Annotated in this window: 17 protein-coding genes; 9 read left to right on the plus strand and 8 right to left on the minus strand. The window is 38.4% G+C overall.

What is annotated here, in order from left to right:
• Positions 1–2 precede the first annotated feature (2 nt).
• From JM79_RS02205 to JM79_RS02215, 3 genes are read right to left on the minus strand one after another with little or no spacing between them, the layout of a single operon-like run.
• On the minus strand, positions 3–1,169 hold the full coding sequence (locus JM79_RS02205) for an efflux RND transporter periplasmic adaptor subunit (protein WP_141876603.1): 1,167 nt from the start codon (positions 1,167–1,169) through the stop codon (positions 3–5).
• 15 nt (positions 1,170–1,184) lie between these two features.
• On the minus strand, positions 1,185–2,618 hold the full coding sequence (locus JM79_RS02210) for a TolC family protein (RefSeq protein WP_141876604.1): 1,434 nt from the start codon (positions 2,616–2,618) through the stop codon (positions 1,185–1,187).
• A complete protein-coding gene (locus JM79_RS02215) occupies positions 2,608–3,294 on the minus strand; it encodes a TetR/AcrR family transcriptional regulator (RefSeq protein WP_347707195.1) in 687 nt (228 codons plus the stop codon). The genes JM79_RS02210 and JM79_RS02215 overlap by 11 nt, the downstream gene beginning before the upstream one ends.
• 57 nt (positions 3,295–3,351) lie before the next feature.
• Here JM79_RS02215 and JM79_RS02220 point away from each other — a divergent pair, with 57 nt between their 5' ends.
• The 3 genes from JM79_RS02220 (at position 3,352) to odhB (ending at position 8,614) form a co-directional block, all read left to right on the plus strand.
• Positions 3,352–4,326: a polyprenyl synthetase family protein gene (locus JM79_RS02220; protein WP_141876605.1), complete on the plus strand. Its 975-nt coding sequence runs from the start codon at positions 3,352–3,354 to the stop codon at positions 4,324–4,326.
• 175 nt (positions 4,327–4,501) lie between these two features.
• A complete protein-coding gene (locus JM79_RS02225) occupies positions 4,502–7,273 on the plus strand; it encodes a 2-oxoglutarate dehydrogenase E1 component (RefSeq protein ID WP_141876606.1) in 2,772 nt (923 codons plus the stop codon).
• 48 nt (positions 7,274–7,321) lie between these two features.
• Positions 7,322–8,614, plus strand: a complete 1,293-nt coding sequence (gene odhB / locus JM79_RS02230) for a 2-oxoglutarate dehydrogenase complex dihydrolipoyllysine-residue succinyltransferase (protein WP_141876607.1) — start codon at positions 7,322–7,324, stop codon at positions 8,612–8,614.
• Between the two features lie 239 nt (positions 8,615–8,853).
• On the opposite strand, the gene JM79_RS02235 is transcribed toward odhB, so the two are convergent.
• On the minus strand, positions 8,854–9,288 hold the full coding sequence (locus JM79_RS02235; RefSeq protein WP_141876608.1) for a retropepsin-like aspartic protease: 435 nt from the start codon (positions 9,286–9,288) through the stop codon (positions 8,854–8,856).
• 107 nt (positions 9,289–9,395) lie between these two features.
• Here JM79_RS02235 and JM79_RS02240 point away from each other — a divergent pair, with 107 nt between their 5' ends.
• Entirely contained in the window at positions 9,396–10,982 is a 1,587-nt protein-coding gene (locus JM79_RS02240; protein WP_141876609.1) for an FAD-dependent protein, read from the plus strand.
• 102 nt (positions 10,983–11,084) lie between these two features.
• Here the strand turns inward: JM79_RS02240 and dnaE are convergent, their stop codons facing one another.
• Together dnaE and dinB are read right to left on the minus strand one after the other, a co-directional pair.
• Complete coding sequence (gene dnaE, locus JM79_RS02245) at positions 11,085–14,066, minus strand: DNA polymerase III subunit alpha (protein ID WP_141876610.1); 2,982 nt, start codon at positions 14,064–14,066, stop codon at positions 11,085–11,087.
• A 34-nt stretch (positions 14,067–14,100) separates the two neighbouring features.
• Complete coding sequence (gene dinB / locus JM79_RS02250; protein WP_141876611.1) at positions 14,101–15,321, minus strand: DNA polymerase IV; 1,221 nt, start codon at positions 15,319–15,321, stop codon at positions 14,101–14,103.
• 175 nt (positions 15,322–15,496) lie between these two features.
• Between dinB and JM79_RS02255 the strand changes: the two genes are divergently transcribed.
• From JM79_RS02255 to JM79_RS02275, 5 genes are all read left to right on the plus strand, one after another.
• Positions 15,497–15,865: a (deoxy)nucleoside triphosphate pyrophosphohydrolase gene (locus JM79_RS02255; protein ID WP_260443354.1), complete on the plus strand. Its 369-nt coding sequence runs from the start codon at positions 15,497–15,499 to the stop codon at positions 15,863–15,865.
• Positions 15,862–18,999 carry a DEAD/DEAH box helicase gene (locus JM79_RS02260; protein ID WP_141876613.1) on the plus strand — a complete coding sequence of 1,046 codons (3,138 nt, stop codon included), beginning with the start codon at positions 15,862–15,864 and terminating at the stop codon, positions 18,997–18,999. Before JM79_RS02255 ends, JM79_RS02260 begins: the two co-directional genes overlap by 4 nt.
• Positions 19,000–19,008: 9 nt before the next feature.
• Positions 19,009–19,989: an HNH endonuclease gene (locus tag JM79_RS02265; RefSeq protein WP_260443355.1), complete on the plus strand. Its 981-nt coding sequence runs from the start codon at positions 19,009–19,011 to the stop codon at positions 19,987–19,989.
• A gap of 84 nt (positions 19,990–20,073) precedes the next feature.
• Positions 20,074–20,307: a hypothetical protein gene (locus JM79_RS02270; protein ID WP_141876614.1), complete on the plus strand. Its 234-nt coding sequence runs from the start codon at positions 20,074–20,076 to the stop codon at positions 20,305–20,307.
• Between the two features lie 114 nt (positions 20,308–20,421).
• Positions 20,422–20,829 carry a hypothetical protein gene (locus tag JM79_RS02275; protein ID WP_141876615.1) on the plus strand — a complete coding sequence of 136 codons (408 nt, stop codon included), beginning with the start codon at positions 20,422–20,424 and terminating at the stop codon, positions 20,827–20,829.
• Between the two features lie 71 nt (positions 20,830–20,900).
• Here JM79_RS02275 and JM79_RS02280 read toward each other — a convergent pair whose 3' ends face one another.
• Together JM79_RS02280 and ahcY are read right to left on the minus strand one after the other, a co-directional pair.
• Positions 20,901–21,920, minus strand: coding sequence for a hypothetical protein (locus JM79_RS02280; protein WP_141876616.1), 1,020 nt, complete (start codon positions 21,918–21,920; stop codon positions 20,901–20,903).
• A 198-nt stretch (positions 21,921–22,118) separates the two neighbouring features.
• A complete protein-coding gene (ahcY, locus tag JM79_RS02285; RefSeq protein WP_141876617.1) occupies positions 22,119–23,435 on the minus strand; it encodes an adenosylhomocysteinase in 1,317 nt (438 codons plus the stop codon).
• Positions 23,436–23,478 lie beyond the last annotated feature (43 nt).

Below are 23,478 nucleotides of genomic sequence, written 5' to 3' on the forward strand. Positions count from 1 at the left end.
GCTTAGTAATTCATGATTTTGACGGTTTGTCCTTCTTTCACACTACGAGCACCATCCTCAATGATTAGGTCACCATCTTTCAGGCCTTCCAATACTTCAATAGAATCTCCCTGAGATTTTCCGGTCTTAACGATTACTCTCTTAGCCACCGCTTTTTCGCCTTCAACCTGATCTAAAACATATAGGTACTGTTCTCCATCAGCATTTTCAGAAAGAATGTTTTGTGGGACCAGAATTGCGTTTTCACTGGTGTAATCGTTGATCTTTACTCTTGCTGTAAGGTTTGGTTTTATCTCTTTCTCCTTATTTGGAACATCGATCTCTGCAGTAAAGGTTCGGTTGTTGGGATTAATGTAACTACCTACTTGCTTTACCTTAGTGTCCACAGTTTTGCCAAGTACCGGGAAGGTTACTTCTACCGGTTTTCCCTGGGTTACATTGGAGATATAATTTTCTGGTACATCAGTCTTGATATACATATCGTCAAGATTTACGATTCTGAGAATCTGTGTTTGACCAGGTGAAACGACATTTCCCTGCTCTGTGATGATCTCATCAATGGTTCCTGAAAAAGGTGCGCTTACAACAGATTTTGAAAGCTGACTCTTCATTTGCTTTACAGCGTTTACCTGTCCTTCATAATTGGATTTTGCCTGTAAATATTCAATTTCGCTACCAATTTGCTGCTCCCAGAGACGCTTCTGTCTTTCAAAAGTAGTCTTGGCCAGGTCCAGCTGAATTTCCATTTGTGCAAGTTGCTGACTCAATCCACCATCATCGATCTTCGCTAGAGTCTGTCCTTTTGAAACTTTCTGACCTTCTTCTACATAGATCTTCTGAAGAATTCCGCCCATTTCAGCGTTTAGAACGACATTTTTTCTTGTTTCCACGCTTCCCTGTAGTTCAAGGAAATGATCGAAATGTTCAGCTTCCACAGCAAAGGAAGTTACCAGAGGAATATTTCTCTCCGGGTTGATCTCCTTCAGCTTGGAATCAAGTTTTTTAATTTCAGTTTCCAGCTCAGACTGTTGAGCGGTAAGCTCATCTCTTTTCTTCTGAATAGTTTCTATGTCATTGCTTTCCAGAATTTCTTCCGTAGATTTTTCTGAACCACCACCACAGGCAGCTAGCAAAGTACTGAACGATAAAATATATACTAGTTTTCTCATTTTCTGAAGTTGTTTCTAATTATCTGATGTATAAGTACGGGTGTCTAACAGGTTTTCCAGTTCCACTTTAGCAGTGATCACCTGTAACATGGCTTGTAAATAGTTTTGCTGTGCAGTGTATAACTGTCGTTGCGCTTCACTAAGCTCGAAACTACTGGCGATCCCTTCGAAGAACTTGATCTGGTTCTTGTTTTCGATTCTTTCAGATAGTTCGAGGTTTTTAGTAGCATTCTTGTAATTATCAAGGCTAAACTGGTATTCACTTTTAGCACTGTTAATATCACTTTTTACCTGGCTTTCGGTTTGTTCCAGATCAAGCATTGCCTGCTCATACTCAAGTTTTCGCTGCTGAGTTTTGGCACTTCGCATCCCGCTGCTGAAAATTGGTATATTAAGACTCACTCCTAATATGGACTGTCCAAAATATTCCTGATTTCCATTTAAAAAAGTAAAGTCATTACTAAAGCCCTGGTAACCATAATTCACAAATGCGCTTAAGGTAGGGAGTGCTTTCGCCTGCTGAAGTTTTACCTGTATATCTGCGGCTTCTGCCGTATTCTTAGCGATACGATAATCGATATTTTCTTCTACCGGAATTGTCTCAGATAATAAGGAAAGATCGAAATATTTAAGCGCCAGTTCGTTTAGATCATCGGTGGCAACTACATTTTTCTCTACCGGGATTCCAAGGCTTATGTTTAGCATATCATAGGCGATATCCAGCATTCTTCGGCTTCTGGCGAGATCATTTTCAAGGTTAAGCTTGGTAATTTCCAATTGCTCCACATCTTCCTGTTCCGTTAGACCGTTTTCAAAGATCTTCTGGGTATCATTGAAGTTCTTCTCAACATTACCGAGATTTTTCTCAAAGATTTCAACACTTTCTTCCGCCAGTAAAACATTTCCGTAGGCATTGATAATACCTTTCTTGATCTCAAGATTTGTTTTGGTCTTGGCATTTTTGGAAATTTGAAGCAGCGTTTTTACAGATTGAATTCCTACTATATAAGAGCCATCGAAAATTAACTGATTCCAGGTTGCTGTAGCATTTACGCTTTGCTGAGTTCCAAACTGCACCGGTATAAATCCTTCCGGAGAATTTACAGGCACCTCGTTTCTATTCACATTATCGAAGTATTGTTCGACAATGTTCACGGTACTTTGAGTGTTGTCAAATGCACTTGCTGGAAGCAAGGTGACCGGTTGTTTCAGGAAGTTCTGGTAATCTATTCCAGCACTAATTTGCGGCAAACCCTGGGCGATAATCTCCCATTTTTGCTGAAGAGCGATCTCCACATCCTTTTGTGCTATTTGTGACTGGTAATTGTTTTCCAGTCCAAATTCTATCGCTTCCATAAGGGAAAACTGATAGGTCTGGATCGTATCCTGCTGCGAGAAACTTTGCAGGCTTAAGGCCAGCATAATTAAAATTGATATTCTACTTTTCATCTAACTCAATTAAATCTTCTAAAGTTTTTAATCCTTTTGCGGTACATATTGCACGCAGATGGTATTCCAGGAAATGGTCCATCAAAGCCGGCTGAGAATACTTTTCAGGAGCGAATAGATCTGTATCCTTAATTCCCATAAGCCCAACAAAATGTATACGGCTTATAAAATCCACGTTAATGTCCTTACGGTAATAACCACTTTCGATCCCGCGATTGAGGTTATCCTGCATGCAGGTTTCCAAAAGTTCATACTGCTTGTCCTTAAGACTCTCATAGACTTTCGGATAATATTTTTGAAGCTGAAAATGAGGAGAGGTCTTTTCTCCTTTCAAATTCTGCGCGATATAATGTTTGATCTCGTAATTTTCCTTGATCGGATTCTGATTTTTATCCTGAATTGCGCCAATCCCGCAACCCATTGTCTGGATCACCTGTAAACCTGCTGCTGCTACCAATTTGTTCTTGGTAGAAAAATGCGCGTAAATAGTTTTCTTAGAGATCCCGATACTTTCCGCAATGTCATCCATGGTTACACTTTTGAAACCATAGGATAGAAACATCTCTGCGGCACTATTTAAAATTTTCTCCCTCACTTCATGTAAATTTGGTGCAAAAGTAAGTCTAGGAAACTTTAGAAACAAAAAAAGTTTCTTCAGTTTACGTTTATTTAACATTCGCTTAAAATTTGAAATAGGCTCAATTATGGTATTTTAGCGCAAAAATTTCAATACATGCTTACCATTGCGGAATACCGAGAGGCCATCGTCGATTATCTTCATCAAAAGATACAGGTCAAGGAACCGGTAAATCTTTACGAACCAATGGTTTATATTTTAGAGCAGGGAGGTAAACGTTTAAGACCTGTCCTTGTTCTAATGGCAGCTGAAATTTTTGACTGCAACCATAAAAAAGCCCTAGATGCCGCCCTGGCAATAGAGGTTTTTCATAATTTTTCTCTTGTTCATGATGATATTATGGACGATGCGCCGATTCGAAGAGGTAAGAAAACAGTGCATGAAAAATGGGATATCAATACCGGAATACTTTCCGGAGATGCGATGCTTATTAATGCATACCAGTTATTCGAAAACTACGAAGGGGATGTGTTCAAAGAGCTATCAAAACTATTTACTAAAACAGCTATTGAAGTTTGTGAAGGTCAGCAGTATGATATAGATTTTGAAACCCGCGATAACGTGAGTATCGAGGATTACCTATTAATGATAGAATACAAAACTGCAGTCCTGGTTGGTGCTTCCTTGCAAATGGGAGCTATTGTAGCTGAAACTCCGGCTGCATGCAAGTCGGCGATCTATCAGTACGGAAGATTACTTGGTATTGCTTTTCAGCTTCAGGATGATTACCTGGATGCTTTTGGGGATCCCGCCACATTTGGAAAACAACCTGGTGGTGACATCATAGAAAACAAAAAGACATTTCTCTATTTAAAAAGTCTCGAGCTGGCAAGTCCCGGTGAAGCGAGGCAACTGGAGCACTTATATTCTATTAGTCCTATGGAAAATACTGGAAAGATCGAAGCAGTCAAAAACCTGTTTGAAAGCAGTGGTGCAGCCGAACTTACCAGAAAGGAAATCGAGAAGTATACAGACATGGCTTTCGAGGTACTGGACAGGATAGATATGCCGGAAGAGAAGAAAAAACCATTGAAGAGTTTTGGTAAAATGCTTATGGAGAGACAGGTATAAAGTAATTTACCTGCATTTTTCTTAGCAATCTACTTCCCAAATTATTGAATTTCAGAGGGTGTTAAAATTCTTATAATCTCATAGAGAATTATCATAATGCCTGCAAGCTGTTTTTTTTAAATATTGTATTTTTGCTAATGTTTTTAAGAACAAAAGAAACTGTTGTTTCAATTTTATGGAAAAATTTTCATTTCTAAATGCCGCTCATACTGCATACTTCGCAGAACTTTACGATCAATATTTAAAATATCCTGATAGTGTAGAGCCCAGTTGGAGGGCTTTTTTTCAAGGATTCGACTTCGGAATGCAACAAGATGGCGTTTCTGAAGATGTATTGGACGAAGCCCCTGTAGATTTTTCAGAAGGTGAGATACCGACACACGTAGTTAAAGAATTTCAGGTAATTCGATTAATTGACGGCTATCGTACCAGAGGGCATTTATTCACCAAAACAAACCCTGTAAGAGAACGTAGAAAATACGTTCCAACTCTTAATATAGAGAATTTCGGACTTGAGAAAAAAGATCTGCAGACCAATTTTAATGCAGGGGATATTCTCGGGATTGGACCTTCAAGCCTCGAAGAGATCATCAAACATCTTGAACTGGTGTATTGTGATTCTATTGGGATCGAGTATATGTATATTCGAAAACCTGAAGAGATTGAATGGATCCAGAATCGTTTGAATGTAAACGATAACCATCCCGATTTTGACGCTACTCGCAAGAAGCAGATCCTGAAGAAGCTCAACGAAGCGGTCTCTTTTGAAACCTTTTTACATACTAAATATGTTGGGCAGAAACGATTTTCACTGGAAGGTGGAGAAAGTCTGATTCCGGCATTAGATGCACTTATCGAAAAAGCTGCAGAATTTGGTGTGGAAGATTTTGTAATGGGAATGGCTCACCGTGGTCGTCTAAATACCCTTACTAATATCTTCGGAAAGAACGCAAAAGATATCTTCAGTGAGTTTGATGGAAAGGATTACGAACAGGACATATTCGACGGCGACGTTAAATATCACCTGGGCTGGACATCCTGTCGCACTACAGATAGTGGAAAAGATATCAATATCAATATAGCTCCTAACCCTTCTCACCTGGAAACCGTTGGCGCAGTGGTAGAAGGAATTTCCAGAGCAAAAATGGATCGAAGATATAATGGAGATAACTCCAAAATTTTACCGATCCTGGTTCATGGTGATGCTGCAATAGCAGGTCAGGGACTTGTGTACGAATTAGTACAGATGGCTAACCTCGAAGGTTACCAGACAGGTGGAACCATACATATCGTAGTAAATAACCAGATTGGATTTACTACAAATTACCTCGATGCGAGAAGTTCAACGTATTGTACAGATGTGGGAAAAGTAACTCTTTCACCCATTTTACATGTGAATGCAGATGATGCAGAGGCTGTTGTACACTCGATATTATTCGCTTTAGACTTTAGAATGAAGTTTAAAAGAGATGTATTTATAGATTTACTGGGTTACAGAAAATACGGTCATAATGAAGGTGATGAACCGCGTTTTACTCAGCCTAAACTATATAAAGCAATATCAAAACACGAGAACGCCAGAGATATTTATGCTGAAAAGCTGAAAGAAAGTGGTGTAATCGACGATAATTATCTTAAGAAGTTAGAAGAAGAGTACAAAGCTTCTCTTGAAGAGAAACTTGAAGATTCCAGAAAGGAAGAAACTACCCGCATCACTCCATTTATGCAGGATGAATGGGAAGGTTTCGAGAATGTCCAGGAGGATGAGATGATGAAGGAAATCGATACGACCTTCGATCTTGAAAAACTTGACAAGGTTGCCACGGCAGTTTCAGAATTACCGGAAGGCAAGAAGTTCATGAGAAAGATCAAGAAGATCATCGATGGACGAAAGCAAATGTACTTTGAAGATAATAAGCTGGACTGGTCAATGGCCGAACATTTGGCTTATGGTTCTCTAATGACCGAAGGTTATAATATTAGAATTACCGGGCAGGATGTGGAACGTGGTACGTTTTCACACCGTCATGCGGTAGTGAAGGTTGAAGATAGTGAGGAAGAGATCATTCTTCATAATAATATAGAAGACAGGGATGGAGATTTCTTTATCTATAACTCCCTGTTATCAGAATACGGAGTGGTTGGTTTTGATTATGGTTACGCCATGGCAAGCCCGACAACATTAACAATCTGGGAAGCACAATTTGGAGATTTCGTGAATGGTGCACAGATCATGATCGATCAGTATATTTCTGCTGCGGAAGATAAATGGAAACTTCAGAATGGTTTGGTGATGTTATTACCTCACGGTTATGAAGGTCAGGGAGCAGAGCACTCTTCAGGTAGAATGGAAAGATTCCTTCAGCTTTGTGCAAAGGATAATATGTACGTGGCAGATATTACGACTCCTGCGAACATGTTTCATATGCTTCGGAAGCAAATGAAGGCGAAATTCAGAAAACCGTTGATCATTTTCACTCCAAAAAGTTTACTACGTCATTCTAAAGTAATCTCTACAAAAGAAGAATTTGCAAATGGTTCGTTCCAGCCAGTTCTGGATGATCCAGATGCAAAAGCAGATTCAGTAAAAAGCCTGGTATTCTGTACGGGTAAATTTTATTATGACCTGCTGAAGTTTAAGGAGGAGAATGATCGCGATGATGTTGCCCTTGTGAGAATCGAACAGTTATTCCCACTACCGGTGAGCATCATGAAAGAAATGATGAGCAAGTATAAGAATGCCGAAGATGTGGTTTGGGCACAGGAAGAGCCTAGAAACATGGGAGCATATGGACATATGTTGCTGCATTTCGAAGAAGCAAGACAGTTTAGAGTATGTAGTCGTAAATTCTATGGTGCACCTGCTGCAGGTAGCTCGGTAAGATTTAAGAAGCGTCATGAAAAAGTGATTGCCAGCGTATTCGACAAAGATTTAAAAGAAGATTAATAATAAGAACCAATTTCCTGATTTCAGGAACCAAAATAAATTACAATCATGGCCTTAGAAATGAAAGTTCCTTCACCCGGCGAATCGATTACTGAAGTTGAAATAGCTCAGTGGTTAGTCGAAGATGGTGATTACGTTGAAAAAGATCAGGCAGTAGCCGAAGTGGATAGTGACAAAGCAACGCTGGAACTTCCTGCGGAAGCTAGCGGAATTATTACTTTGAAAGCTGAAGAAGGAGATGTGGTAGAAGTTGGAGAGGTAGTTTGTCTTATCGATACCGATGCTGCAAAGCCTGGTAGTGATGACACGGATGATAGTGAAAGCAAAGACGACAAGTCTGCTGAAGCTGAAGAAATAGAGCGTCAGGAAAGTACAGAGGATAAAGAGGACAGTGATAAAGCAGCTGCTAAAACTGAAGAACCTTCAAAATCAAGTACTCCAAGCCAGAAGCAAGATGATACCTATGCAACTGGAACTCCTTCACCTGCAGCTAAGAAAATTCTCGACGAAAAGGGGATTGATAGTAAAGATGTGAAAGGTTCTGGAAGAGATGGTCGCGTAACTAAGGAAGACGCGGTAGAAGCCAAAGCTTCTATGGGATCTCCTGGAAAGGGAAGCAGAGGAGAAGAGCGTAAGAAAATGTCAATGTTCCGTAGGAAACTTGCGGAACGTCTGGTAAGCGCGAAGAATGATACAGCGATGCTGACTACTTTTAACGAAGTAGACATGTCTCCAATTTTTGCGCTAAGAAAGAAATATAAAGAAGAATTTAAGGAGAAGCATGGTGTGAGTCTTGGCTTTATGTCATTCTTTACACTGGCGGTGATCCGTGCGCTTGATGAATATCCAGCAGTAAACTCTATGATAGATGGAGATTACCAGGTAAGCTACGATTTTAAAGATATTAGTATTGCGGTTTCTGGACCTAAAGGACTTACAGTTCCTGTAATTAGAAATGCTGAAAATCTTAGTTTCAGAGGGGTAGAATCTGAAGTGAAAAGACTTGCGATCAAAGCCAGAGATGGTAAGATTACTGTAGATGAAATGACAGGTGGTACTTTCACCATCACTAATGGTGGAGTATTTGGATCTATGTTATCAACTCCAATTATCAATCCACCACAATCTGCTATTCTTGGAATGCACAATATTGTAGAAAGACCTGTTGCAATAGATGGTCATGTGGAAATCAGACCAATTATGTACGTAGCATTGTCTTACGATCACAGGATCATTGATGGTAAAGAGTCTGTAGGATTCCTTGTAGCTGTTAAAGAAGCACTGGAAAATCCTGAAGAACTATTGATGGACGGAGATATTAAGAGATCACTGGAATTATAGTATCAATCTCCTGTAGAAATAAAAAAAGGGTACGCGTTAGCGTACCCTTTTTACTTTAACGAAATTAGAACAAAACTAACAACCTGAATATATTCAAGCCCAGCACGGCAACAACTAAAATTGTCATAATGTAAAAGACCAGTTGTGAAGATATTCGAAGTTTAATAACGTAAAGATTATTGGTTAGATTACTTCAAATATAGAACGATATCACTTTCAGAAAAAGGGTGTTTTTCCCCTTATTTTAAAAAAAGAGCCTTGCCTTTATAATCAATTACAGCTTTGCCTTTTTTTAGAATGTCGGCTCCTATGATTCCCTGTACCTTTTCAGCTTTATGATTTTCGAGTGCCTCATTGACGTGTTTAAGGTCGAAAAGTACCAGGTCGATCTTTTTCTTTTTCCAGTCTCCTATCTGTACTATATTTTTTGCTGAAACCTGGGTTAACATATTGGTAGCTCCAGCACCAGCCGCTTTAATATCACTATCTTCTGAAAGTAGATCAAAATGTTCGATCGCATCTATACCCACACAAGTGCTGGAAGCGCCAGTGTCCAGTATAAAATTACCTTCAATATCATTGATCTTCGCTTTTAGTTCGAAATGATTGGTTTTGGTGTATTTTAATTTGATACGATGGTATCCATTTTCCTGAAGCAACTCTTTTAAAGACATTCTTTTTTCCACAAATATATGATTCTTGAATATAGCGGGAAACTGAGAGACTTTCAATCACTACTTAAATTCAGTTTTAGAAAAAATACATACTATCTTTGAGGTCTATGAGCACACTGGTTCAAATTACAGCTTTACCCCGGGAACTTGAAGATCATCATCTGCTTCTGAACAGGGCAATTAAAAAGTCGAACATCAGAAAGGATGATATCGGAGACTGGAGAATTAGAAAGCGTTCGATCGATGCCCGTAAAAAACCTGTGAAACTTAATCTACAGATCGAGATCTGGAAACACGGTGAAGAAAGAAGTGCGAGATCACCTTTGTCCCTTCAGGATGTTTCCGAAGCAAAGGTAATAGCAATTATTGGTGCTGGTCCTGCAGGATTGTATGCAGCATTACGAGCAGTGGAAGCGGGATTGAAACCTGTGGTTTTTGAACGCGGGAAAGATGTAAGAGCCAGAAGACATGACCTTGCGAAGATTAATAAGGAGCAAACTGTAAACCCGGAATCTAATTACTGTTTTGGAGAAGGTGGCGCCGGTACGTACTCAGATGGGAAATTATATACACGCTCGAAGAAACGAGGAAATGTATTGAAAGCCCTGGAGTGGTTCGTGGAATTTGGAGCAGATCCTGATATTCTTGTGGATGCTCATCCACACATTGGAACGAATAAATTACCTAAGATCATCACCGCTATGCGGGAAGCGATCGTGGATGCTGGAGGAGAAGTACATTTCAACTCTAAACTAACCGATCTAAAGTTAGAGAGTGATAAGATCACTGCTATAGAAATCAATAAAGAGAAGTGGTTGCATTTTGACGAGGTGATTCTGGCAACGGGACATTCTGCCAGGGATATATTTTACCTGTTGCATGAACGAAGTATAATGATAGAAGCCAAGCCTTTCGCGCTGGGAGTTCGAATTGAGCATCAGCAAAAACTGATTGATCATATTCAGTATCACGGGGATGATGAAAATCCTTATTTACCACCAGCTTCATACAGTCTGGTGGAACAGGTAGATGGACTTGGGGTGTATTCTTTCTGTATGTGTCCGGGAGGTATTATTGCTCCGTGTGCTACAGAACAGGAAGAAGTGGTAACCAATGGCTGGAGTCCAAGCAAGCGAAATAATCCATATTCCAACTCAGGAATTGTGGTAAGTATAGAACCTTCAGATCTGCCGGGTTATAATGAAAATGATCCATTTGTTTGTCTTGACTTTCAGAAGATGGTAGAAAGAAATTGCTGGGAAGCGGCTGGCAAAACTCAACAGGTTCCAGCGCAACGTATGAAGGATTTTGTAGAAGGAAGAATGTCTTTAGATTTCCCGAAAACTTCTTATCAGCCGGGAATTGTAAGCGTTGATCTTAATAAAGTGTTGCCCGATCTAATTGCTAAAAGACTACGGAAAGCCTTTGTGAAATTCGGAAAAAAGCTGAAAGGTTATTATACGAACGAAGCCGTTTTGCATGCTCCGGAAAGTAGGACTTCTTCGCCAATTCTAATTCCGCGTGATCCAGAAACACTGGAACATGTAGAAGTAAAAGGATTTTATCCCTGTGGAGAAGGAGCTGGATATGCCGGCGGAATCATTTCCGCAGCCATCGACGGAATCAACTGTGTGGATGCTATTGCTAAGAAGTATGAAGCAACGCAGGCAGGCGACAGCAAAAACTTGTCGTAGTTTGAACTAGATTTTGCCTTTCTGAAATTTCAATTTCATACTATTTTCGGAAGCATATCTGATTGCTACTCGCTAAGAATACAGCAGTCTTAAGCAAAATTTCTAGACTGCAAACTTAAAATTAGTTCCCACCAGTCTTGGATCGGTTTGCGTAGCCTGCCTGGTGAGAGTTTTGATGCTAATGGAGATATACCCAAGATTGGAAACCACTTCACCATAACACAGGTAAATTCCCTTAGATCTTATAGGATACTTTTCGGCTACTGAAGGGAAAAGAACCACATCAAAAATGACTCCTTCAGGATCATAGAAAGTACCGAAATACATATATTTTCCATTCGAAGTTCCGGTTTTTTTAGAATTCACCAGGTTACCATAGATCTCTATATTTTTCCCGATATGATCCTTTAACTGCAAAGCTGTCACCACATTCTGCTTTAGAGGATCTTTCAGTAGTTCAAAATGACTGCATAGCGGAAATCCCAGAAGTTCCATCTGGTCGTAAGCTTCGATCATTTTGGAAGCTTCAAATTCCGGCAATTCAAAATCTTTATGCTTCGGTTTAAAGAGTAGTGGCTGATTCGTTTTTGGTTTATTCTTGTCCAGTTTAAAATAGGCTTTCCATAAAAGTTCGTGTTTGTCCATGCCGGTAAACCGGAAGGCGTTGATTTTCAGTAATAAGCTAAGCTGTTCAATAGAAATCTGGATACGGTCTATAAAATCATCCAGAGAGCTAAATTCTCCAAAAAACTGTCTGTTTCCCAGTATTTGCTGAATAGTTTTTACTTCAAGTTCTTTAATATAACCAAAGCCCAGGTAGACGTTTTTTCCGTAGATCACATTGGGGTGATCACTTTTATTGATACAGGGAGCGTGAATCTTGCCGCCCCAACGTCTTATTTCCTGAATATAGGTCTGCAGATCGTAGAAACCACCTCCATTGTTGATCGCCGCTACCATAAATTCAAGCGGAAAATATTTTTTCAGGTACAAACTCTGGTAGCTTTCCACGGCGTAGGAAGCCGAGTGTCCCTTCGGAAACGCGTAGCCAGCAAATGAAGAGATCTGTTCCCAGACTTCATCAATCAGTTTTGGTTCGTAGCCTTTAGTATTACAGTTTTCCCGGAAGGTGTTCTCGATCTTTTCCATTTGCCCCCGGGAAGTTTTTTTTCCACTCATCCCTCTTCGCAATACATCTGCATCATCCAGGCTCAAACCGGCAAAATGGTAAGCGACCTTCATCACATCTTCCTGGTAAACCATCACACCATAAGTGTCGGGCATGATCTCGTACATTACCGGGTGAGCTTCCTTTCTTTTTTCAGGAAAGCGATGTCTTAGAATAAATTCATCTTTCATTCCAGCGCTGGAAATTCCTGGTCGAATCACAGAACTTGCTGCAACCAGGTTAAGGTAATCCCGGGTTTGTAGTTTTGTAAGTAAACCTCGCATGGCAGGAGATTCCACATAAAATACACCCATACAATCGCCGGTGGTGAGCAATTCGTTAATAGCGGGATCTTCTTTAAAAGCTTGGATATTTTCTATATCCTCTAATTCAGCGTCTGGCTGATTCTGTTTTACGATCTCGATGGTATCGGTGATTTTTGAGAGTCCACGTTGGGCAAGAATATCAAATTTATGAATGCCTACTTCTTCAGCAATGTTCATATCAATCTGCATCGTTCGAAAGCCTTTGGGAGGTAAAAACGTTGCCGCATAATTATGAACCGAATCGTCCAGGATCAAAATTCCGCCGGAATGAACACTCAAATAATTAGGGAAACCTTCTATGAGTTTGCTGTACTGGATCACAAGTTTTTCCAGATGATCCAGGTTGTTAAAGGTGTAGAAGACAGAAGCGAGCTTATCGATATTTTCTTTAGGCAAACCAAAAACCTTCCCGAGTTCACGGGCAACCGCGCGCTGTTTGAAAGTAACATAAGTACCCATAAGCGCTGTATTCTTATACGTACCAAAAATATAATCTGTAATATCATTACGGTCTTTCCATGAAAAATCAAGGTCAAAATCTGGCGGAGATTTCCGGTTAGGATTTATAAAACGTTCAAAATAAAGATCGAGTTCTATAGGATCCACATTGGTAATTCCAAGAATATAAGCAACAACTGAATTCGCACCGCTCCCACGTCCTACAAATGGATAATTCTGCGAACGAGCATAGTCCACAATTCCCAGGTTGATAAGAAAATAAGAGACAAACTCAAGCCTGATGATAGATTCCAGTTCTTTTTCAACCCGCGTATAAACTTCCCGATTTGCTTTTGGGTATTTTTCAGGAAGTTTTTCGTAGGTGAGCCGCCGGATCATATCTGCATCCTCTTCAATCGTATTTCGGTAGACCTTTAAATTTCGGTTCTGTCCTTTTCCGAAGTCATAATGCACCTTGCAAGCGTCCATAATTTGTTGTGTATTCTCCAGAATATGAGGGAAATCTTCAAAAGCGGCTTCCATTTCCAGCCTGGGATACATTTTATGTGAAGCTTTTCCCTGTTCTGTTTCTGGAAGCTTGCTAAGCAGCAAATTATTATCGATCGCTCTGAGTAAGCGATGTGCATTAAAGTCTTTTTTATTCCGAAAGCTTACCGTTTGTAGAATAACTAGTTTATCCTTCAGATTTCTATATTCTGAAAACCTTAATTTCCCAATCTCCTCTTTGGAAACTCCTATATATTCATTGCTTCTGAAATTTTTACGTTTTTGTTCCACCACTTTTCCGAAGGGATAAATGATAAAACAATCAGGTAGTTGCGGAGCTGCCGTTTCAAAACCTTCCTTTTCATGCAGGTGATTTGAAAGATGATCGTTTAGCTGAAGGAAGCCAGCATTGTTTTTTGCCAGTCCAATATATTGTTGCTCAGCAGCATTTCTAAAGTCAATTCCCAGAACCGGTTTGATTTTGGTTCCATTGGTAAGCCTCAGGAATTCGAGACAGGCTGAAGTATTATTGATATCTGTAATAGCAAACTGCCAGATATCGTTGGAGTAGGCGAGCTCACACAACTCCCTGATGGGAAAAGTCCCATATCGCAGTGAATAGTATGTGTGACAGTTTAAATACATCAGTAATCTTTTTATACTTCAGAATAGATCATCATTATTGTTTTCTATGAGCAAGAACGATAGGTGGCTCCCCGTTAAAAGGATTCTTCATTCTGCCGATGGTTTTCGCATCCATCGCAGCAGCACGCATCACCGCATGTTCACCAAAGCGATTTTTGATCTTATCCAGAGAATTGTAGAGATTCAGCATATCTTCAGAATCATCAAAAAGATTGATCTGATAGTGGCCACCCACGAGTCCGCTAAACTTCACCCCGATTAACCTAATGAGCAGGCGCCTGCTGTATAATTGTTTAAAAAGTTCCTCGACCTTAGGAATTAGAATATGATCTGCACTGGTATACGGGATCTTTACCTGTTTACTATAAGTTTGAAAATCTGAATATCTGATCTTTACACTCACTGTAGAAACAAGCTTATTTCCACGGCGTAGCTGATAGGCGAGACTTTCTGCCATGGCAACCAGCGTACCATGCAAACGGATCATATCGATAGTGTCCCGGTTAAAGGTTCTTTCAGTTGAAATAGATTTGCGTTCGTGAAAAGGAATGATAGGAGGATTGTCGATCCCATGAGCACGTTTCCATATAGTGCGGCCATTCTTACCCAAAACGCTCTCTAAAACCTCTACAGGCATCTTCTGAATTGTCTCAATCCTGCGAACGCCGAGATTTAATAATTTCTGAAAGGTTTTATTCCCGATCATCGGGATCTTGTTCACTGCAAGCGGAGCAAGAAATGTTTTTTCTGAACCTGCTTCGATCACTTTCTGGGCATAAGGTTTGCCTTCTCCGGTAGCGATCTTGGAAACCACTTTGTTGGTGGAAAGTCCGAAGGAAATAGGTAAATAAGTTTCTTTTTTGATAGTTTCCTGAAGTTCTTTAGCAAACTGGGTGATCCCGAAAAATCGATCCATTCCTGTAAGATCTGCATAGAATTCATCTACGCTGGCCTTTTCAAAAGAAGGAACTTTGCTACGAATAACTTCGGTGACCTCATGGGAGAATTTTGTGTATGTGGAAGCATTCCCTTTGATCACGATAGACTGCGGGCAGAGTTGCCTGGCCACCTTCATAGACATCCCGGAATGTACTCCAAACTTGCGAGTCTCATAACTACATGCTGCTACCACGCCACGATCTCCCAGACCACCTACGATAAGGGGTTTGTCATTCAATTTTGAATCCAGACGCCTTTCTGCGGAAACAAAAAAGGTATCAAGATCAAGGTGTATAATTGATTTCTCTAATTTCATAATAGGAATAAATCCATTAAATAGGAATTATTCCAAAATTATAAATTTAATCTGGTTTATGATGTTGAGGGAGCGTTAAAAAGAAATAGGAATTTTGAAATTGATTGTTGAATTAATACTGTAATTTTAATTGTCAAATAATCGAAAGTTCAGTTTGATTCAAGTTACATGCGCCTTGATAGAGGATAATCATAGAGTATTATGCGCGCAACGCAGTAAGAATATGAGCCATCCTTTGAAATGGGAATTTCCAGGTGGGAAACTTGAAGCTGGAGAAACACTGGAGAATTGTCTCAGGAGAGAAATTAAAGAAGAACTGGGATTAGATATTAAAGTTATACAACGTCTCCCTTCCAATATCCACAAATATTCTGATAACAAGATTATAGAACTTATTCCATTTCGCTGTTCCCTACAAACTTCAGAAATTATTTTAAAAGAGCACTCTAAAATAGAATGGTCAACCGTATTCCAATTAGAAAAATTTGATTGGGCGGAAGCAGATATTCCAATTGTTAAACATTACATACAAACTTTTAGATGAGTTTTGAAACGGGTCTTTACGAGCAGCTAATTAATAAGCTTATAACAAATAAGTTAGAATCACTTGACTGCCAAGAATTTCATATTAGTAAAACAGCGTTAGACAAAGAGGAAGCATCCCAATATCTAAGTCTTTATTTGTCAGAAACAATTCGTTTTGCTTTAAATGAAATTAAAGACAAGGATAGACCCTTGAAGCAAATTGAGATATCTAATAAGATCATAAGTTTATTGGCTGCAGAGCTTAAAAATTTAGATTTAACCAACAATCTTATAGAAAATGAAGGAAAGATACTGGAGGCCGTATTTTCAAAATCTAATTTTCCTTATTCCAACCTAAAAGATAGACTCAAAGAAATTACACCCTATACTCGCCTAAGTCAAAGTGAACTTTTCACAGGAAATAATACTGGAATATCTTTAGAAAGTGAGATTAAAAAAGAAATTCTTTCGGCTGATTCTATATGTTGGTTAGTATCATTTATTAAATACTCAGGAATTCGAATTTTTAAAAAGGAACTTGAAGAGTTCACGCATAGTGGTAAAAAATTAAAAATTATCACAACGTCCTACATGGGTGCTACAGATGCGAAAGCCGTAGAATATTTATCTTCTTTACCTAATACTGAAATCAAAGTATCCTATAATGTAGAGCATGAACGACTACATGCGAAGGCATACTTATTCCTGAGAAATTCAGGTTTTCATACAGGTTATATAGGCTCATCTAATCTCTCGAGATCTGCCTTAACCAACGGTCTAGAATGGAACTTGAAAGTGACAACCCAAGAGATCTCTCATATTATAGATAAGTTTCAGAAGACATTTGATACTTACTGGGAAGATCCAGAATTCGAAAATTATAATAACGGTAGAGATAGAGAGAAACTAATTAGTTCCTTAAAAAGACAGAGTTCTTACGGAACAAATCAAATCACTACATTTTTCGATCTAAAACCTTATCCCTATCAGGAAGAAATATTAGCCAAGCTCGATTCTGAAAGAATTATTCATAAAAGAAATAAGAACCTGGTGGTGGCTGCAACAGGAACCGGTAAAACAGTCATTTCTGCTTTCGATTTTAAACGATTTAGAAATTCAAATCCAAATACGAAATTTCTATTTGTTGCGCACCGAAAAGAAATTCTAGAGCAAGCCCAAAAGACGTTTCAACATGTTTTACGAGACTCTAATTTTGGGGAATTGTGGGTAGGAGGCTATGAACCCGAAAAGTATGATCAGCTCTTTGCTTCCGTTCAAACTTTAAACAGTCGATTAAAGAACTTAGAGATAGATGAGAGCTTCTTCGATTATATTGTAGTAGATGAAGTACATCATATCAAAGCCGATAGTTATAGACCAATATTAAGAAGATTCAAACCTGAAATACTTTTAGGCCTTACCGCTACACCTGAAAGAATGGATGGTGGTGATATTACTGAAGATTTTCATCATAAAATTGCAGCTGAAATTCGGCTTCCTGAAGCATTAAATAGAAAGTTATTATCTCCATTCCAATATTTCGCACTTTCCGATTCTATTGATTTAACGAATGTAAGTTGGAAAAACGGCAGATACGAGATTAAAGAATTAACTAAGCTCTATACTGAAAATGATAGGCGGGTTGGGGATATCCTCAAAAATTGTGATGAATACCTTACAGATGTTCATGATGTGCAAGCTTTAGGTTTTTGTGTGAGTCAGGACCATGCAAAGTATATGGCTGATAAGTTTACAATTGCTGGGTTGAAAGCAGATTACCTAATAAGTGGGAATAGCTCCAATAGGGCAGTTTTGAAAGATAGACTCACTAAAAAGGAAATTAATTACTTATTCGTCGTTGATATTTTTAATGAGGGTGTTGATATTCCAGAAATTGATACGGTCCTATTTTTGCGTCCTACCGAAAGTCTAACGATATTTTTGCAGCAATTAGGAAGAGGACTTCGCTTAGCCGAGAATAAAGATTGTCTTACAGTTTTAGATTTTGTAGGAAATGCAAAACCAGAATATGATTTTGAACATAAATTCAGAGCATTAATTGGGAGAACACATACTTCTATTATCAAAGAAATCGAAGATGAATTCCCGCATTTGCCACTAGGCTGCTCGATTATTTTAGAGCGGAAAGCTAAAGATATAATACTAACCAATATTAGAGAAGCTACGGAATTTAGAAGACCTGAGCTTCTTAGAAAAATTCAAAACTTCAAACATCATTCTTCAAGAATTCTTACTATAGATAATTTCTTAGATTTCCATCATCTTGAAATACAGCAAATTTATAAAAAAGGAAGTTGGAAAAGACTTTGTGCAGATGCCGGTATAATCCAGCAATTTGAAGAACCTAATGAAAAAGAAATATCAAATTTTATAAGTAGCAGGTTGATACATTGCAATTCAGTAAGTTACCTCACTTTTATAAAGCAACTGTATAATAATAGTTTTGAAGTTTCTAACGATTCTGAAATAGATCATTTGAAAACTTTGATGCTCCATTATGACATATGGCAAAAATCTGGTCCAGACCTCAATTTCGACGACTTACAGTCAAGCTTGAATCAAATCAAGACAAATCCTGTAATGATTCAGGAAATCGTGGAAGTTGTTGATTATTGTCTAGATAGGATAGATTTTATTGAGAAACCTATTAATCTTGGATTCCCATTCCCATTAAAAATTCATAGTCGTTATAATCGTAACCAAATTCTTGTAGCCATTAGAAGGCATAAGTTTGACAAGGCTAAACCAAGTAGGGAAGGAGCATCTTATGAAAAATCTATAAATACTGAGGCATTGTTTGTCACCCTTAAAAAGTCTGATAAAGATTATTCACCTACTACTATGTATGAGGATTATGCATTAAATAAAAATCTATTTCACTGGCAGACTCAAAATAGTGCATCTCCAAATACACCAAAAGGGCAAGCGTATATTCAAAGTGAAAAAAACGTCCTATTATTTGTGAGAGAACAAGCTAAGGATGAGTATGGATTTACGATGGGTTATGTGTTTTTGGGAGAGGCAATATTTCAAAGTCATTCAGGTGAGAAACCCATGAATATTGAATGGAAATTAGAGGAGCCAATGCCACCGTTTATTTTAAAAGAGAGTCAGAAATTAGCTGTTGGATGAACTTGACTTATGATTGAAGAATCTATTGCAAAATATTTAAATTACTTCAAGAAATTGAACCGCGGTTATTCTAAGAATCTTGGTCGTGCTCCGCATAAACCAATTTTACTGCTTTCAATTCTTCAATTGATTCAAGATGGAAGTATTGATTCCAATAAAATATTTATTACTCCAGAATTAATCTTAGCCTTCAAAAGAAATTGGAAACAACTTGTAGATACTGGTCACACTACTAATTTCTCTCTTCCCTTTTTTCATTTGAAATCTGAACCCTTTTGGTACTTAATTCCCAAAGCTGGTGGTAAAATTTCAGTTACAAAATCAAAAAGTATTAAAAGCTTCAAGTATCTAAAAGAGAATTTGGCTTATGCTGAGATTGACAGAGAGTTGTATGTTCTATTACAACATCCAATTTCAAAGACATTGTTTGAACAATTTTTATTGGATCAATATTTTGCTTCAACAAAAAATCAATATTCAGAAAAACAAAAAACCATTGAGGAAAGTTTTATCGAAAATTCTATTCTAAATGAATCATCTGAGATTTATCAGAATCAGATTTCCAGCTTAAGAGAACGCTTAGAAGAAGACGAATTCGAGGAGGAAATTTTCGTTCGGGGCGGGCTGTTCAAAAGAACAATACCAAAAATATACGATTATACCTGTTGCATTTCTGGACTTAAGATTGAGACCAGTAATAATGTTCAAATGGTTGATGCCTGCCATATTTATCCATTCAGCCTTTCTAGTGATGACACAGTTCCTAATGGTATAGCATTGTCTCCAACGATGCATAGAGCTTTTGATCGAGGGCTGATCACAATTAATTCAGATTATATAGTTCGAGTTTCACCAATCGTAGATGATCAAAACTCAGAGTTTTCAATCACCCAATTCGATGGTAAACAAATTATGGTTCCAAGAGAAGAACGTTGGTTTCCATCTCTACAATCGCTAAGGTGGCATAACAAAGAAGTCTTTCAACTATAACAACCGATATTTCGTAAAAATTTGATCGAGATTATAATCAATCTATTTTTTTCGTAACTTAATAATTCATTAATACTCAGGATTATGAAAAGTTCTTCAGGAAAACGCGGACTCATAAAAAAATACGCTACAGATTTTATCTTTTCTGAAAAAACCAGGTTTGTTCTGGATGGCACCGGTTTTAGCAATTCTTCAGAAGAACCTGGATCAAAGATTATAAAATTCAGATTTGATAATTCAGACTCAGATAAAGCGACCAAACCCGTCTTTCGTTGTATCTATAAAATGATGAAAAAATTTAATCTATCCTTAAATTAGGGGCTTTTAGAAAATCGAAAATCCACTCTTAGACATAAAATAAAAAATACTATCTTCGTTTGTATGGAGGAACCCGAAAATCCTGAGAGTAGGGGAAACACTTAATCTAACCAAATGAAGTTTAAATCTTTACTAATCATTGCCATCGCTGCAATGACATTATCCAGTTGCTCCATCAGACTGGTTGACTTTACCGTAATTAGTTCAAAAAATGTAAACCTTGACATCGACAGAGCTCAGGGTGTAAAAACTGAGGGTAAGAAATCTTATTTTCTGGGAATTGGATGGAACATCAAAGATGCTATGGATGAGGCTCTGGAAGAAGCAGGTCCTGAGTATGACATGCTAATTGATGGTGTGGTAAGATACACCAGCTATCCTTTCGTTTCTGGAGTGACTGTAGAAGGTACTGCTGTAAGTACTAGAGCAATGAAAGATCGTATGGGAGAAGCAGGTTTTCAGGACTGGTTAAAAGGCCAGAATGTACTTACTGAAGAGACTGCGGTAGTGATTCCTGAATAATCATTCGGAATTGAAAAACAAAAAGCCCGGTCATAACGACCGGGCTTTTCTTTTGAAACTAAAAAACTTAATTAGTCTTCAAAATATACTGCAGAAACTCCAGAAAGCATATTGTTCACAGCTGGAGTTGCATTTCCACTTGCATTTGACGCATCGTCAAAAGCCAGTACTCTACCGCCACCATTAGCAAGTTCAGCAACATAGATCATATCAGAATCTGCATCGTAAGCAACATTTACCGGATTACCCAATAAAGTAGCTGCTCCAGAAATTCTCATTTGATCTGAAAGACCTAAAGTTGCGGCATCCATAGTATTATTAAATTTACTATCAAAGTCAGTAATTACATGAAGTCCACCATCAGAATCTGATCCTGCATCTCCAATATCTGTAAGTACCATTGTTCCACCATCATAGTCAAGACCATGAGTTCTCACAATTCCTTCTACCATTACAGTTTTTGTAGCGCTCACCATTCCATCTGTATTATTAGAAAGGAAGTTGTCAAAACTAGCAAGCATGTTTGTAGTATCTACAATTGCATACAAAGTATTTCCAACAAACTCGATACCCCAAACTTTAAAGTCTACGGTTACTGTGTTTCTTAGAGTAAAACCATTGTCTTCTTTGCTATAGATATAAAATCTACCATCTGCAGTGGTGTCATCACCATCCACATCGGCATTATCTGCCACTACGATAAGGTCGCCATTAACAGCAACATCTCTTGGGCTCATTAGATCACTAGAGCTCATGAATTCTGCAGATACTGTAGACATAGAACCATCCCACATATCAACATCTCCATAATACTGAAGTTGTTTAGGATCTCTGGAAGCTACGATTAAAGAACTGTCATCTTCATCATAAAAAATTCCTTCAGCGTCTGTTGAAGAAGTATTTACTGTATAAGAAGTACCATCATCAAGATTGTACTGTACTACAGATCCAGAATGTGTGGTAGCATATAACATTGCAGAATCCATTTCCACGATATCATCTGTCACGTCATCATCATCATCTGAGCAAGAGGTGAATCCTAACATAGCGGACATCGCGATAAATAATAAAGGTTTTTTCAAAATTTTCATAAGTAACTTTTTTATTGATTATTGTTTACGGTAATATTTACGAAACTTACCAACTACGGTTTTCTGAACAGAAGCTTTTAACTCAGGATTAGGCTTTTTAACTCAGGCTTGTTAAACTGAAATTAAAATTGAAACTGAATTAACAAAAAAAGCCTCTGCAAGTGCAGAGGCTTTTTGTAATCAACATTTGATTAATTTCTAGTACCTGTAGTATTCTGGCTTGTAAGGTCCTTCTACCGTTACACCAATATATTCTGCCTGGTCCTGTTTAAGTTCAGTTAGTTCAACCCCAATTCTTTCAAGGTGAAGCTTTGCAACTTTTTCATCAAGATGCTTAGGTAACATATAAACTTCGTTTTTGTACTGATCTGTATTATTCCAAAGTTCCATCTGTGCCAGGGTTTGGTTTGTAAATGAGTTACTCATTACAAAACTAGGATGTCCAGTTGCACAACCTAAATTCACCAAACGACCTTCAGCAAGAAGGATAATATCTTTCCCGTTGATAGTATATTTATCAACCTGAGGCTTTATCTCTACTTTAGAGTTTCCGTGGTTATCATTTAACCAGGCAACAGCGATCTCATTATCAAAATGACCAATGTTCGCTACGATTGTTTTGTCTTTCATCGCCTCGAAATGCTCTCCACGTACGATGTCTTTATTCCCGGTAGTAGTAATTACGATATCTGCTTTTGGAAGCACAGTTTCCAGTTGCTTCACTTCAAAGCCATCCATGGCAGCCTGTAATGCACAAATTGGATCAATTTCAGTAACAGTTACAATAGAACCAGCACCTTTAAAAGATTGCGCTGTTCCTTTTCCAACATCACCATATCCACAAACAACAACTCTTTTACCAGCTAGCATCACATCTGTAGCACGACGAATCGCATCTACTGCACTCTCACGACAACCGTATTTGTTATCGAATTTTGACTTGGTTACAGAATCGTTTACGTTAATTGCCGGCATTGGCAATGTTCCGTTCTTCATTCTTTCGTAAAGTCTATGAACTCCTGTAGTTGTTTCTTCTGAAAGTCCTTTAATTCCTCCAGCAAGTTCTGGGTACTCATCAAGTACCATATTGGTAAGATCCCCACCATCATCAAGGATCATGTTAAGTGGCTTACGATCTTCCCCGAAGAAAAGTGTTTGTTCGATACACCAGTTAAATTCCTCTTCAGTCATTCCTTTCCAGGCGTAAACAGGAATACCAGCAGCAGCAATAGCAGCGGCAGCATGATCCTGAGTAGAAAATATATTACATGAGCTCCAGGTTACATCTGCTCCCAGTTCTACCAAAGTTTCGATAAGAACTGCAGTCTGGATCGTCATATGTAAACAACCCGCAATTCTGGCACCTTTTAGAGGCTTGGATTCCCCAAACTCTTTACGCAATGCCATAAGTCCCGGCATTTCAGCTTCAGCAAGTTCAATTTCAAGTCGGCCATATTCGGCTAGCTCAATATCTTTGACTTTATAGGCGGTATACGGTACTGTTTTAGTTGACATATTATTATATTTGAATATTAGCAATTTTAATGTCGCAAAAATA

It is taken from the genome of Gramella sp. Hel_I_59, assembly GCF_006714895.1.
In the GTDB taxonomy this organism is placed as follows: Bacteria; Bacteroidota; Bacteroidia; order Flavobacteriales; family Flavobacteriaceae; genus Christiangramia.

What these genes read in the sequence shown, in the direction of transcription:
- odhB (WP_141876607.1), top strand. Translation starts at nt 7,322, where the DNA reads ATGGCCTTAGAAATGAAAGTTCCTTCACCCGGCGAATCGATTACTGAA.
- dinB (WP_141876611.1), bottom strand. Translation starts at nt 15,321, where the DNA reads ATGAAATTAGAGAAATCAATTATACACCTTGATCTTGATACCTTTTTT.
- JM79_RS02265 (WP_260443355.1), top strand. Translation starts at nt 19,009, where the DNA reads ATGATTGAAGAATCTATTGCAAAATATTTAAATTACTTCAAGAAATTG.
- JM79_RS02275 (WP_141876615.1), top strand. Translation starts at nt 20,422, where the DNA reads ATGAAGTTTAAATCTTTACTAATCATTGCCATCGCTGCAATGACATTA.
- JM79_RS02260 (WP_141876613.1), top strand. Translation starts at nt 15,862, where the DNA reads ATGAGTTTTGAAACGGGTCTTTACGAGCAGCTAATTAATAAGCTTATA.
- JM79_RS02205 (WP_141876603.1), bottom strand. Translation starts at nt 1,169, where the DNA reads ATGAGAAAACTAGTATATATTTTATCGTTCAGTACTTTGCTAGCTGCC.
- dnaE (WP_141876610.1), bottom strand. Translation starts at nt 14,066, where the DNA reads ATGTATTTAAACTGTCACACATACTATTCACTGCGATATGGGACTTTT.
- JM79_RS02220 (WP_141876605.1), top strand. Translation starts at nt 3,352, where the DNA reads ATGCTTACCATTGCGGAATACCGAGAGGCCATCGTCGATTATCTTCAT.
- JM79_RS02225 (WP_141876606.1), top strand. Translation starts at nt 4,502, where the DNA reads ATGGAAAAATTTTCATTTCTAAATGCCGCTCATACTGCATACTTCGCA.
- ahcY (WP_141876617.1), bottom strand. Translation starts at nt 23,435, where the DNA reads ATGTCAACTAAAACAGTACCGTATACCGCCTATAAAGTCAAAGATATT.
- JM79_RS02210 (WP_141876604.1), bottom strand. Translation starts at nt 2,618, where the DNA reads ATGAAAAGTAGAATATCAATTTTAATTATGCTGGCCTTAAGCCTGCAA.
- JM79_RS02215 (WP_347707195.1), bottom strand. Translation starts at nt 3,294, where the DNA reads ATGTTAAATAAACGTAAACTGAAGAAACTTTTTTTGTTTCTAAAGTTT.
- JM79_RS02270 (WP_141876614.1), top strand. Translation starts at nt 20,074, where the DNA reads ATGAAAAGTTCTTCAGGAAAACGCGGACTCATAAAAAAATACGCTACA.
- JM79_RS02240 (WP_141876609.1), top strand. Translation starts at nt 9,396, where the DNA reads ATGAGCACACTGGTTCAAATTACAGCTTTACCCCGGGAACTTGAAGAT.
- JM79_RS02235 (WP_141876608.1), bottom strand. Translation starts at nt 9,288, where the DNA reads ATGTCTTTAAAAGAGTTGCTTCAGGAAAATGGATACCATCGTATCAAA.
- JM79_RS02280 (WP_141876616.1), bottom strand. Translation starts at nt 21,920, where the DNA reads ATGAAAATTTTGAAAAAACCTTTATTATTTATCGCGATGTCCGCTATG.